At 66.7% G+C, this 13,078-nt stretch carries 10 protein-coding genes and 1 pseudogene; 4 read left to right on the plus strand and 7 right to left on the minus strand.

Features of this window, described 5'->3' with window-relative positions; genetic code table 11:
- Positions 1-9: 9 nt before the first annotated feature.
- A pseudogene (locus tag ACYVAN_RS12120) lies at positions 10-183 on the minus strand (alcohol dehydrogenase catalytic domain-containing protein); the annotation flags it as partial.
- A gap of 355 nt (positions 184-538) precedes the next feature.
- On the opposite strand from ACYVAN_RS12120, the gene ACYVAN_RS12125 reads away from it, so the two are divergent.
- From ACYVAN_RS12125 to ACYVAN_RS12135, 3 genes are all read left to right on the plus strand, one after another.
- Positions 539-907: a bifunctional 3-phenylpropionate/cinnamic acid dioxygenase ferredoxin subunit gene (locus ACYVAN_RS12125; RefSeq protein ID WP_460958881.1), complete on the plus strand. Its 369-nt coding sequence runs from the start codon at positions 539-541 to the stop codon at positions 905-907.
- Entirely contained in the window at positions 904-2,088 is a 1,185-nt protein-coding gene (locus ACYVAN_RS12130; RefSeq protein WP_460958883.1) for an NAD(P)/FAD-dependent oxidoreductase, read from the plus strand. Before ACYVAN_RS12125 ends, ACYVAN_RS12130 begins: the two co-directional genes overlap by 4 nt.
- Before the next feature lie 269 nt (positions 2,089-2,357).
- Complete coding sequence (locus tag ACYVAN_RS12135; RefSeq protein WP_460958885.1) at positions 2,358-4,649, plus strand: FdhF/YdeP family oxidoreductase; 2,292 nt, start codon at positions 2,358-2,360, stop codon at positions 4,647-4,649.
- A gap of 551 nt (positions 4,650-5,200) precedes the next feature.
- Here ACYVAN_RS12135 and purU read toward each other — a convergent pair.
- Together purU and ACYVAN_RS12145 are read right to left on the minus strand one after the other, a co-directional pair.
- The gene (gene purU / locus ACYVAN_RS12140) at positions 5,201-6,049 is read right to left on the minus strand and encodes a formyltetrahydrofolate deformylase (protein WP_460958887.1); all 849 of its coding nucleotides are present in this window, start codon (positions 6,047-6,049) and stop codon (positions 5,201-5,203) included.
- Positions 6,050-6,060: 11 nt separating this feature from the next.
- Positions 6,061-7,434, minus strand: coding sequence for an L-serine ammonia-lyase (locus ACYVAN_RS12145; protein ID WP_460958889.1), 1,374 nt, complete (start codon positions 7,432-7,434; stop codon positions 6,061-6,063).
- A gap of 141 nt (positions 7,435-7,575) precedes the next feature.
- On the opposite strand from ACYVAN_RS12145, the gene ACYVAN_RS12150 reads away from it, so the two are divergent.
- Positions 7,576-8,241, plus strand: a complete 666-nt coding sequence (locus tag ACYVAN_RS12150) for a GntR family transcriptional regulator (RefSeq protein ID WP_460958891.1) — start codon at positions 7,576-7,578, stop codon at positions 8,239-8,241.
- Between the two features lie 47 nt (positions 8,242-8,288).
- Here the strand turns inward: ACYVAN_RS12150 and ACYVAN_RS12155 are convergent, their stop codons facing one another.
- From ACYVAN_RS12155 to ACYVAN_RS12170, 4 genes are read right to left on the minus strand one after another with little or no spacing between them, the layout of a single operon-like run.
- Entirely contained in the window at positions 8,289-8,675 is a 387-nt protein-coding gene (locus tag ACYVAN_RS12155) for a dihydropteroate synthase (protein WP_460958893.1), read from the minus strand.
- 44 nt (positions 8,676-8,719) lie between these two features.
- Positions 8,720-9,610, minus strand: coding sequence for a bifunctional 5,10-methylenetetrahydrofolate dehydrogenase/5,10-methenyltetrahydrofolate cyclohydrolase (locus ACYVAN_RS12160; protein ID WP_460958895.1), 891 nt, complete (start codon positions 9,608-9,610; stop codon positions 8,720-8,722).
- Positions 9,607-10,227 carry a cyclodeaminase/cyclohydrolase family protein gene (locus ACYVAN_RS12165; protein ID WP_460958897.1) on the minus strand — a complete coding sequence of 207 codons (621 nt, stop codon included), beginning with the start codon at positions 10,225-10,227 and terminating at the stop codon, positions 9,607-9,609. Before ACYVAN_RS12165 ends, ACYVAN_RS12160 begins: the two co-directional genes overlap by 4 nt.
- A 52-nt stretch (positions 10,228-10,279) precedes the next feature.
- Positions 10,280-12,745: a GcvT family protein gene (locus ACYVAN_RS12170; protein ID WP_460958899.1), complete on the minus strand. Its 2,466-nt coding sequence runs from the start codon at positions 12,743-12,745 to the stop codon at positions 10,280-10,282.
- Between the last annotated feature and the right edge of the window lie 333 nt (positions 12,746-13,078).

Genomic DNA, 13,078 nt, shown 5'->3' on the forward strand with positions numbered 1-13,078 from the left:
ACCGGGGCGCACGTCCGTAACGCCGGGCCTTACGACTTCGACGATTCGGGCTGCTTCATGCCCGAGCAGGTACGGGAACTCGGCCCCAATCCCGCCTTCGCGGTAGAACAGGTCGGTGGGGCAGACCCCGCACGCCTGCACTTCGACGAGTGCCTTGCCGGGGCCGGGGTTCGGTACGAGCATGTCGACTACCTCGACGGGAGAACCCTTCTTGGGCGCCACGACGCCTCGGACCTTGTTTTGCACGGCAGATCTCCTCTGAGCGCGAGGACCGGAAGTGAAGGTGAAGCAAAGCGAAGCCACGGAGGCGTGGGCGCATGGAGCACTGAGTTGCTCGACGCGAGCAAAACGATGCAGCCAGGGGATGCTTCTGTCAAGGGGTGCGCCACTGGCTACCTCGCGGTAGCCAGTGGCGGGTGGTTACTGGCCAAAACCCCTGCGAGAGGCGGGAAAATTCTCTGGAGAGCCGTCGGCTGCTCTCTTGACGCGGTCTGACCGATCGGCGATTCTTGTTGCGTAATAAGATTCCGGTTTCACTATGCGCAACAATGGAGAGCTGATGATCGCCGTGTGCCGTGCCGGGGAGCTGCCGCCCGGGGAGGCGACCCGGATTTTCGCGGATGTGGCCGTGGCGGTGTTCAACGCCGACGGTGAGTTCTACGCAGTCGACGACTCCTGCACGCATCAGGACGCGTCATTGTCCGACGGGTTCCTGGAGGAATGCTTCGTCGAGTGCCCGTTGCACGCCGCATTCTTCGATCTGCGCACCGGGATGCCGACATGCCTGCCCGCCAAGCGGCCGGTACGGACGCACCCGGTCACCGTCGAGGACGGTGTGATCTATGTGCACGTGGCCGGGCACGTCGTGCAGCCCGCGCACGAACAGGGCCAGGAGGTCGTCGCGTGAGGTCCATCGCCGTCATTGGCACCTCCCTCGCCGGCTTCTCGGCAGCGGAACAACTCCGCCACCAAGGCTTCGACGGCCAGCTCGTCCTCGTCGGGGAAGAAGTGCACCCTCCGTACGACCGCCCGCCGCTGTCAAAGGACTTCCTCCAGGGCAAGATCGACCGGGACGCCCTCGCGCTCGGCGACCAGTCCGACCTCGACGAACTCGAAGCCCGATGGCACATCGGCGACCCCGCCGTGCGGTTGCATTCTGCCGACGCGTCGGTGGAGTTGCTCAGCGGTGAACGGATCGGGGTGGACGGCGTCGTCGTCGCCACCGGGGCCACCCCCCGATGCCTGCCCGGCACGGACGGAATCGCCGGCATCCACACGCTGCGCACGCTCGACGACGCCGCAGCATTGCACGAGGAGTTGACAAGCGCCTCCCGGGTCGTGGTGATCGGAGCCGGCTTCGTCGGGGCTGAGGTGGCATCCTCGTGCTCGCACCTCGGCGCCGAGGTGACCGTGGTCGAAGCCGCTGAGCTTCCCCTCGCCCACGCATTGGGCCAGGACATGGCTGCGGCATGCGCCGAACTGCACAGTGATCATGGAGTGCGGACGCGGTTCGGCGTCGGCGTCGGCGACATCCGCTCGGCTGCCGGCCGCGTGACCGGGATTCGCCTCGTCACAGGAGAGGAGCTGCCAGCAGACATCGTGGTGGTCGGCATCGGCGTCCGCCCCAACATCGGGTGGCTGGCCGACTCTGGCCTGGGGCTCGACGACGGTGTCCGCTGCGACGCGGGCGGCATCACCGACCTACCCAACATCGCTGCCGTCGGCGACGTTGCCCACGTCCACCGCCCTCATCTCGGCTACGCCACTCGCGCTGAGCACTGGACAGCGGCCACCAACCAGCCACGCGCAGCGATGCGAAATCTGCTGGCGGGCAACACCGTCGAACACCACAACGAAACTCCCTACTTCTGGTCCGATCAGTACGGCGTCCGCATCCAGTTCGCCGGATCGGTCCCTCCTGGAGCCGAGGTCCGCGTCGTCGGCGGCGACATCGACGCCCGCAGCTTCCTCGTGCACTACGAACATGACGGCCAACTCGTCGCCGTGCTCGCCTTCAACCAACCCAAAGCCTTCGCAAGAACTCGACGGCAAATCGCCCAACCCGGTCTCATCGCCCCATCCGGCTGAAGCCGTCCCAATACCGCAGTCGGCCATCGCGAACCGGCTGACTGCCGAACCCGCAACGCTCACCGCGTTCGACGATGAGCTTCTGCGCGGAGCCGTACGGCGGAGTCGTGAGGTGGATGAATGCTGTTCCGGCAGCTCGGCTCGTCCGATGAGTGCACGTGCTGCCTTCGACGGGTGAGTCCGTTCGAGGGCGGTAGTCGGGCTGTCCCGGACGTCCTGGGCATCGCGCGGGGGAACAACAAGCGGACGCCGAAGAAACAGAGGCGAGGATGAGCTCCATCGAAGACCCGAGTGACGAACTTTCGGTCACCTCCCCCAAGACTTGGGCGACTGGTGTCCCCGGGGTGGCCCACGCCCTTCAGTACTCGCTGAGCCAGACCTCGGTGCGCCGGACCGCCCTGACCTTGCTCAACGTGAACCAGGACAAGGGGATCGACTGCCCCGGCTGCGCGTGGCCGGAAGGCGACCCGAAGCATCGGCACCTCAATGAGTACTGCGAGAACGGCGCCAAGCACATCAACGACGAGGCGACCACGCGCCGGGTCAGCGCCGATTTCTTCGCCCAGCACGGCATTTCCGAGCTGGCCGGCAAGTCCGACTACTGGCTCAACCAACAGGGCAGGCTGACCGAACCGATGGTCAAACGATCCGGCTCGGACCACTACGAGCCGATCAGCTGGGACGAAGCGTTCGGCCTGCTCGCTGAGGAGCTGCGGGGCCTCGGTACTCCCGATGAGGCGTTGTTCTACACCTCGGGGCGGCTCAACAACGAGGCCGCGTTCCTGCTGCAGCTGTTCGCCCGCGCGTTCGGCACGAACAACCTGCCCGACTGCAGCAACATGTGCCACGAGTCCAGCGGCTCGGCGATGCAGGAGACTCTCGGTGTCGGCAAGGGCACGGTGAGCCTCGACGACCTTCACCACGCCGACCTGGTCTTCGTCGTGGGGCAGAACCCGGGCACCAATCACCCGCGGATGCTCTCGGCGCTGGAAGAGACCAAGCGCAACGGTGGTCAGGTCGTCGCCGTGAACCCGCTGCCCGAAGCCGGATTGATGCGGTTCAAGCATCCGCAGAAGATCCGAGGCGTGATCGGCCGGGGTACCGCGATCGCCGACCAGTTCCTACAGATCCGCCCCGGCGGTGATCTCGCGTTGTTCCAAGCGTTGAACTCGCTGTTGCTGGAGGCGGAGGACGCCTCGTTGGGTACCGTGCTCGACAGCGCGTTCATCGCCGAGCACACCAGCGGGTTCCAGGAGTTCGCCGAGCACGTCCGCGCGGTTGGCTGGGACGACGTCCTGGCCACCACCGGACTGGGCCAGGAGGAGATTGAGGAGGTCCGCGACCGCGTCCTCCGCAGCGAGCGGATCATCGTCTGCTGGGCCATGGGCCTGACCCAACACAAGCACGGTGTCCCCACCATCCGCGAGGTCGTCAACTTCCTGCTGCTGCGCGGGAACATTGGCAAAACCGGTACAGGCGCCTGCCCGGTACGCGGCCACAGCAACGTGCAGGGCGACCGCACGATGGGCATCTGGGAACGGATGCCGCAGGAGTTCCTCGATGCGCTGGAAAGCGAGTTCGGCTTCACTCCGCCAGCCGAGCACGGTTTGGACTCGGTGGATGCCATCCGGGCGATGCGCGACGGCCGCGCCAAGTTCTTCCTCGGTGTCGCCGGCAACTTCGTGCGCGCGACGCCCGACAGCGAGGTCACAGAGGAGGCCATGCGCAATTGCCGGCTCACCGCGCACATCTCCACCAAGCTCAACCGCTCGCACGCGGTATGCGGGGAGATCGCGCTGATCCTGCCCACACTGGGCCGCAGTGACCGCGACGTGCAGGCCACCGGCGAGCAATTCGTGACGGTCGAGGACTCGATGAGCGAAGTGCACGCCTCTCGAGGGCGGCTGGAACCAGCTTCGGACGTGCTGCTCAGCGAGGTGGCGATCATCAGCAGGATAGCTCGCCGGACTCTGGGTGGGAATCCCGCCATTCCGTGGGAGGAATTCGAGGCGGACTACGGTACGATCCGAGATCGGATCTCCCGCGTGGTCCCGGAGTTCGAGGACTTCAACGCCCGCGTGGCCGAACCGGGTGGATTCCGGCTGCCCAATCCGGCCAACCACGGGCTGTTCCGCACCGCGACCGGGAAAGCGACCTTCACGTGCAACGAGTTCGAGATGCTGGCTGCACCGGCCGGGCACCTCGTGCTCCAGACTCTGCGTTCGCACGACCAGTGGAACACCATCCCCTACGCGATGAACGACCGATACCGAGGCATCCACGGCGCTCGGCGGGTGGTCCTGGTCAACCCTTCGGACCTAGCGACCCTCGGGATCGCCGACCGCAGTGAGGTTGACCTGGTCAGCGTGTGGCGCGGGGGAGAGGAGCGCCGCGCCGCGGGCTTCCGCGTCGTCGGCTACCCGACGACGCCTGGATCCGCCGCCGCGTACTACCCGGAGACCAACGTCCTGGTCCCCCTGGACAGCGTGGCCGACATCAGCAACACGCCGACGTCCAAGGGAATCGTGGTCCGGCTGGAGCCTGTCGGCGACCCCGGTTGATCCGAGGGAGAACGAAGTCGGGGGCTGGGCAACGGTGCGCCGGGGGGTGCTGCGCATCCGGAACTCGGTGCACCGAAACAGCCTGACACGCTGGCGGCCGAGGAGCAGATGGGGTCCGCGTCGGTGGGACCGCTCACCGTGGCCGGACGGGCACGCGACGTCGTGTCCTGGGCGTGGGCTACCGGCCGGTATTCGAGGTCAAGCACCGCGTGTGGTGGGCCGGTCAAGCCGAACCAGGCCAGCGGAGGCCCGTGGGAGTCCGGGGGGGGGCACTCCAGGTCGGGATCCAGCCCGGCGGCGGCTTCGTGGGCGAGGTAGCCAAGCCCACCTGCCGTTCTCAGTGGCTTGTTGCACGGTGGCAAGGACCTCATGACGTCCTCCTGCCGGTGCGGGGTGAGCGCCTTCTCTGGCGCTGAGAAGCCGGTGCTGGTGCCGGCGCGCAGGTCGTCGAACCGTGCGCCGCTGGAGAGCTCCGGACTGCTCTCCAGCGGCGTATTCGGAGTCGTTGAGTCGTCGGCACCCATGGACTGTCCCGAGCGCAAGAGCGGTGCTCAGTCGAACACTACGGTGCTCTGCCCGCTGAGCAGCACGCGGCGCTCGCAGTGCCAGCGCACCGCACGGGACAGTGCCAGGGCTTCTGCATCGCGACCGACCGTCTGCAAGGCCTTGGGATCGTAGGTGTGGTCGATCCGGATCACTTCCTGCTCGATGATCGGGCCTTCGTCGAGGTCCGGAGTGACGTAGTGTGCCGTGGCGCCGACGAGTTTGACCCCGCGGTCGTACGCCTGGTGGTAGGGTTTGGCGCCCTTGAACCCGGGAAGGAATGAGTGGTGGATGTTGATCGCCCGGCCGTGCAGGGCCTTGCAGGTTTGGTCGGATAGCACCTGCATGTAGCGGGCGAGGACCACCAGTTCCGCGTCGTACTCCTCGACCAGTTGCAGCAACCGGGCTTCGCCCTCGGACTTGGTTTCGGGAGTGACCGGCACGTGGACGAAGGGCAGGCCGTTGCCTTCGGCCATGGGCCGGAGGTCCTCGTGGTTGGACACCACGGCGACGATGTCGGCACCGAGATTGCCCGCCCGCCAGCGGAAAATCAGGTCGTTGAGGCAGTGCCCGAGCTTGGAGACCATCACCAGCATCCGGGCGTTGCGGTTGTCGGAGAAGGTGTAAGTCATCTCGAAGTCCGCGGCGATGGGCTCGAATCCGCGTGCGATCTCGTCGAGGTCGATCTCACTTTCCGCGTTGACCTGCGTGCGCAGGAACAGCCGGTCGCGTACCGCGTCGTCGAACTGCTGGTACTCGCCGATGTCACAGCCGTGCTCGAAGAGATAGGCGCTGACCGCGCGGACGATGCCGGTCCGGTTCGGGCAGCTCAAGGTGAGGATGAACGAAAGCGTCATGGGGATTTTCCTCAGCATTCCACGATGTTGAGAGCCAGCCCTCCGCGGGCAGTCTCCTTGTACTTGTCCTTCATGTCGGCTCCCGTCTCGCGCATCGTCTTGATGGCCTTGTCCAGCGAGACGTGGTGCTTGCCATCACCGCGCACGGCCATCCGGGCCGCGGTGATCGCTTTGACCGAGGCGACGGCATTGCGTTCGATGCAGGGGATCTGCACGAGTCCGCCCACCGGGTCGCAGGTCAGGCCGAGGTTGTGCTCGATGCCGATCTCGGCGGCGTTCTCCACCTGTTCCGGAGTGCCACCGATGATCTCGGCCAGTCCGGCCGCCGCCATGGAACAGGCCGAGCCGACCTCGCCCTGACAGCCGACCTCAGCGCCCGAGATCGAGGCGTTCTCCTTGAACAACACCCCGATCGCAGCTGCGGTGAGCAGGAATCGCACGGTGGCGTCGTCGGAGAACTCCGGCAGGAACTTCTGGCTGTAGTGCAGCACTGCAGGAACGATTCCTGCAGCGCCGTTGGTGGGGGCGGTCACCACCCGACCGCCTGCTGCGTTCTCCTCGTTGACGGCAAGCGCATAAAGCGTGACCCACTCCATGGCGTGCAGAGCGTCGGGCTGGTTGGCGTCGGACTCCAGTCGCTTGTGCAACTCGTTGGCCCGGCGCCGGACTTTGAGTCCACCGGGAAGAACGCCAGTGGTGTTGGTCCCCTGCTGGACGCATTCCTGCATCACCGACCAGATGTGCAGCAAGCCCTCGCGAATGTCTTCCTCGCTGCGCCACTTGAGTTCGTTGGCCAGCACGATGTCGCTGATCCGCAAACCCGTCTCATGAGCGTGGGCGAGCAGTTGGTCCCCGGTGCTGAACGGATAGGGCACGGGGGAGTCGTCTTCGACGAGCACCGGTTGGCCCGTCTCATCCTCGTCGAGGACGAAGCCGCCACCGACCGAGTAGTACTCGCGGTGCTCGAGCACGGTGCCCTCGGCGTCGACGGCCTCGAACACCATGCCGTTGCTGTGGAAGTCCAAGCGCTTGTTGCGGTGAAGGACGATGTCCTCGTCGGTGGAGAACGCGATCTTGTGATCACCGCCGAGCAGGATCCATCCCTCGTCGCCTACCGCGCGGGCCGTTGGTTCGGCCGCGATCGGGTCCACGAGGTGGGGCTGTTCACCCGCCAACCCGAGGACAACGGCCTTGACGCTGCCGTGGCCGTGCCCGGTCGCGCCGAGGGATCCGAACAGCTCGCACCGCACGGTGGCGGTTCGGCGCAGGGCCCCCGACTCGCCCAGCCTCGTTGCGAAGAGGTAGGCCGCCCGCATCGGACCGACCGTGTGCGAGCTGGATGGTCCGATGCCTACCTTGAACAGGTCGAACACCGAGATGGTCATACGCACCCCCGAGGTGGGTGTTGGCTGGGTCACCGGAGCGGGGACCGCAGAAAAACAATTAAAATATCAGTCACATGTAAGTGGCATAGCTCTGCTGGGCCCTTGTGTTGGAATTCTGCTTTCAGGCCCTAAAATGAAACCGTGACCACTACCTCGCAGGAGCTCGAGCCGACCCCCACCTCACTGGCCGACCGTGCCTACGTCGCGATCCAGGATCTGTTGATCATGCTGGACCTTCCGCCGTTGGCGCCGATCGACGACGCGGCCCTGAGTGAATCCCTGGGGATCGGTCGCACCCCGGTCCGAGAGGCGCTCAAGCGTCTGCAAGGGGAGCGGCTGGTGGTTTCCTACCCGCGCCGTGGCACCTTCGCGACCGGAGTGGACATCACCGACCTTGCCTACATCTCCGAGATCCGCGTGCAGCTGGAGCCGTTGGCGGCGCGCCGGGCCGCGCAGACCGCCGGACGCGAGATCAAGATCCAACTCGCCGAACTCGCCGACAAGATCGAGGCGCTCGATGTGGCGACCCTCGAACGTTCCGACCTGATGCGGTGGGACCTGCGCGTGCACCGAGGGATCTACCGTGCCGCCGGTAATCCGCATCTGGAGGACACGCTGATCCGTTACAACAACCTCGCCACGCGGATCTTCTGCCTGTTCCTCGACCGGATGCAGCGCTTCGACCGGCATGTGGGAGAACACGTCGCGCTGCTTCGCGGGATCACCGAAGGCGAAGTGGACAAGGTCGGGGAACTCGCCCACGAGCACGTCATCGGTTTTGAGAAGGCGATCAGGTCGGCCACCTGAGCCGCCCCGACAATGCCCTGGACGGCGGGGTCGTGCGACTGCCGCGTTCATCGTGGTGCCTTCGCCGAAGTGTGTGCGTCGAGCCGTGTCAGTGCGTCGCCGGTTGCCGCGACATCGTGGACCCGCCGGATCTTCGCTCCGCGCTGAGTCGCCAGCACAGCTGCGGTGACCGAGGACGGCTGACGGTGACGCACCGGGCCTCCGACGTCGAGGAGGTCGGCGCCATCGACGGCCAGGAGCAGGCCGTGCTCGACTGCCGCTTCGCAGTCGAGGTAGGAACCCCCCTCGGAGAAGGAGTCCGGGGTGGCGTTGACGATCCCGCACAGGAGCGGCCGCGGATCGCGCAGCTTTCGCAACAGCGTCGCCATGCCGGCAGGTTGTGCACTGGGAGGCGGGTTCGGCTCGCTGGTGACGTGTTCTGATGTAGTCGTCATGGAGCTCCTAGGGATACTGAGGCCACATGGCGCAGGCGCCGTAGTCAGGCGTGCAACGATGCGCTCTGGATCGTGTGGTGGAGCAGCAATGCGGTGGTGACAGGTCCGACCCCGCCGGGTACTGGAGTCAGCCCGCGGACCAGATCGCTGACTGCGGTCTTGTCCACGTCGCCGACAAGGCCACCGTCAGTGGTGGGGTTCGTGCCGACGTCGATGACAATCGCGTGTTCGCTGACGTGCTGGGCCGTGATGAGTTCCGGACGTCCGACCGCTACCACGAGGACATCCGCGGTCTGGGTGTACCGAGCGAGGTTCTCGGTGTAGCGGTGGCAGACCGTCACGGTGGCGTCGCGCTGCAGCAGCAGTTGAGCCGCGGGTTTGCCGACCACGTTGGAGCGCCCGACCACGACACAGGTGCGGCCGGCCAGCGGCACCCCGTGGTGATCGAGCAGGGCCAGCACCGCTGCGGCGGTGGCCGGCGCGAAGGCCGGCAGTCCCGCGGCGAGGTGGCCCAGTGACAGGGGATTGGCTCCGTCGACGTCCTTATCCGGGGTGATCGAGGCGGTCAGGTCCTCGAAATTCGCGCCCGTGGGCAACGGTGTCTGGAGAATGATCCCATGCACGGACGTGTCGGCGCTGAGCGTCTCCAGGGTGGAGCGGATGCTGTGCGGACTCGCGTCCGCGCCGAGGTCGACGATGTCACACAGAATGCCGGCTTTTGCTGCTGTCCTGGCGATCGAGCGGACGTACCAGGAACTGGATTCGTCGTCGGTTGCGACCACCACGGCCAAGCGCGGGGTGACGTCGGCCAGGGTGAGCTCGGCGGCTTCGGCGGAAACCTGGGCGCGGATCTCGCGGGCGAGTTCCATTCCACTGAGGACATTCGTGGTCTCGGTGGCGAATCCGGCCGATATCGACGGTTGGATGGTAGTCATCTGAGAATCTGCTCCCGAACGGCGGCGGTGACTTCGTCGGCGTGGTGGAGAATGTCGTCGGTTTTGGCGATAGCGTCGGCCAGCTCGGCTCGATGTCCTGGCTCGGTGAGGCTGGCGAGGTTGGTCTCAACGTTGACCCGCGCGGTGGAGATCGCGGCACGGGCGGCGTCCGCGGCAGCCGCGATATCGCTGACCACGTTGGGATTTCCCAGCGGACGCAGCTCCTTGGCCAGGGACACGATCTGTTCGGCGATCGCGATGACGCGGGCGGAAACTTGCCCGGCCTCCGCCAGGGCCGTGATGATGGCCTGGGATCGGGCGGCCTTCTCCTCGGGTGTCGCCTTGGGTAGCCCGTAGGCATTGCCGACGGCGGTGAACACCGAGACGTCTTCCTCGGCCAGGGTCAGCGAGTGCGTGTACAGGTCGTCTGCGGTCTCCCGCACTTTCTCGATGGTCGCAGCGTGCTCGGAGTATTTCGGGCCATCGCTGTAGCGGGCGACCATTGCGACCAGCGCTGCTGCCTGCGCCGCGTGCAACGCCGCGGTGGCGCCTCCACCCGGAGCCGGGACTCGAGCGGCGAGGTTGTGCAGGAAGGTATCGATGGTGTCTGAACGCATGCGGGTCCTTTGCAGTCGGGCTTGCCGATGTGGGAGAGGAGAGCCGTTTCGATCATCGCCGGATGCGGTGCATGTCCGGGTCGACCAGGGGCTCGGCCGCGACGGTCGCGGCGACCATGCGGTCGAAGTACTGGATGCGTATCTGGGTGCCCTCGACCGCCTCGGCCGGCAGCCAGGCGTAAGCGATGGGGGTGCCGAGGGTGTGCGAGAACGCGGCGGAGGTGACGTAGCCGGAGGGCACCCCGTCGACGAATACCGGCTCGGCGCCGAGCACGACGCTGCGCTCGTCGTCGATCGTCAGGCAAGTCAGCCGTCGGGCGACCGCGTCGGGCTCGATCCGGGCGAGGGCGTCGCGGCCGACGAAATCGCCCTTCTGCATCCGCACCGCGAAGCCGACGCCGGCCTCGTAGGGGTTGTGCTCTGTGGTCATGTCCGCGCCCCAGGCGCGGTAGCCCTTCTCCAGCCGCAGACTGTTGAACGCGGCCCGCCCTGCGGCCACCACGCCGTGCTCGCGGCCCGCTTCGTAGAGCGCGTCCCAGAGCTTCTGGCCGTACTCGGCGTTGGTGTAGAGCTCCCAGCCCAGCTCGCCGACGTAGGACACCCGCATCGCGGTGACCGGGATGCCGGCGATGCGGACCTGCTTGCAGCGGAAGAACTTCAGGCCCTCATGCGAGAGGTCCTCGCGGCTCAGCGGCTGCACCAGGTCGCGCGCCCGCGGACCCCACACGCCGATACAGCAGGTGCCGCCGGTAATGTCGCGCAGCTGCACGCTGCCGTCCTCGGGCAGTTCCCGGCGGAGGCGGTCGAAGTCCAGGTTGCCGTTGGCACCGATCTGGAACAGCTGCTCACCCAGGCGCGCCACTGTGAGGTCGCTGCGGACGCCACCGGCCTCGTCGAGCATCAGCGTGTAGGTCACCGAGCCGACGGACTTGTTGAGCTTGTTGGTGGTGAGCCGGTCCAGGAACGCCAGCGCCCCGGGCCCGCTGACCTCGAGCCGCTTGAGCGAGGTCATGTCGAACATGGCCACGTCGGTGCGGGTCTTCCACGCCTCGGCCGCGGCGATCGGGCTGTGGTACATCGCCGCCCAGGCGTCCCGCCCCGGCGGCTGCCACTCCAACGGCAGGTCCTTGACCAGTGGTGCGTTCGCCTCGTACCAGTGCGGGCGCTCCCAGCCGTGGGCTTCCAGGAACACCGCGCCGAGTTCCTTCTGACGCGCGTGGAACGGGCTCACCCGCAGATCGCGCGGTGAGAACTTGGGTTGCAGCGGGTGCTTGACGTCGTAGACCTCCACGAAGTTGCGCGCAGCGGTCTCCTCGACGTAGTCCGGCGTGGTCTCGATCTCGTCGAAGCGGTGCACGTCGCAACCGTGCAGATCGAGCTCACTGCGCCCGTCGACCAGCAGCTGGGCCACCGAGCGCCCCACTCCCGCGGAATGGGTTACCCACACCGCCTCGGCGATCCAGAATCCCGCCACGTCCGGGGACTCGCCGACCAGCGGGCCACCATCGGGCGTGAAGGACATGACCCCGTTGAAGCCCGTCTCGACCGTGGCCGACTCCAGAGCGGGCAGCAGCCGCTTGGTGTCCTCCCAGGAAGGCGCGAAGTCCTCCTGGGTGAACGGCAGCACCGAGGGCATGGCCCGTTCGGAGGGGTCGTCGAGCTCGGGCAGATCGCCCAGGCGCACCGGCATCGGGCGGTGGGCGTAGGTGCCGATGCCCAGCCGATCGACGTGCTCGCGGTAGTAGAGGTCCCGGTCCTGGTGGCGCAGGATCGGCAGGTTGGCCTCGGTGTGCTCGTCGTTGCGCCCGGCGAGCTCGGGCAGCTGGTCGGTTTTGGCGTACTGGTGGGCCATCGGCAGCAGCGGCACGTTCATGCCGGCCATCTCGCCGATCCGCTGACCCCAGAAACCGGCGCAGGAAACCACGATGTCGGCGGGGACCTCACCCTGGTCGGTCTCCACGCCGGTGACCCGTCCGCCCTGCTGGTTGATCCCCAGCACGTGGATCGCGCCGCGGAACCGGGCGCCGCGCCCCACGGCGCGACGTGCGAGGGCGAGCACGGCCCGGGGTGCCTTGGCCAGGCCGTCCGTCGGTGTGTGGAACCCGCCGAGAATCCGGTCGGGATCGAGCAACGGGTGCAGCTTCGCGCACTCCTCGGGCTCGATGACCTCGCCGGGCACTCCCCAGGAGGTGGCCCAGCCCTGCTTGCGGTGCAGGTCGGCGAGCCGTTCCGGGGTGGTGGCGACCTCGAGCCCGCCGACCTGGTTGAAGCACCAGCCCTCGTCGGCGTACAGGCTCTTGAACTTCTCGACGGTGTAGGTGGCGAACTCGGTCATCGTTCTCGATTGGCCCGTCTGGTAGACGAGGCCGGGCGCGTGCGAGGTCGAGCCGCCGGTGAGTGGCAGCGGCCCTTGGTCGAGGACGGTGACCTGGTTCCACCCGCGGCCGGTGAGCTCGTCAGCCAGGTTCGCACCGACGATCCCGGCTCCGATGATGACGACGCGAGGTGTCGTGCTCATGCTGGTCTCCTAACTGGTTGTCCTCGACGAACACGCGCTGCGAGGACGAAGGCGGGGTATGACGTGGCTCGTGGGGACGACCGGTCCGACAGGGCAGGGCAGGGACAGGGCGTGAGTACTGGCTCATGCCGAGGGAAGGGCTTCGGCATGCTGCTGCTTGGCTTCGAGGTCCCGCGTCGGAGGCGACAACCGGGCCATGCTCGGTGAATGCCGACGCAAAAACCGTTCAGGTGTACCTATATCGCTGATCTGATATATCAACTAGACATCAGAGTATGTGCAGCCGAGGGGCGAGGTCAACACGCAGGCGGAAACTCATGTGACCGCGAGCTC

The sequence above is a fragment of the Parasphingorhabdus pacifica genome (assembly GCF_054779195.1).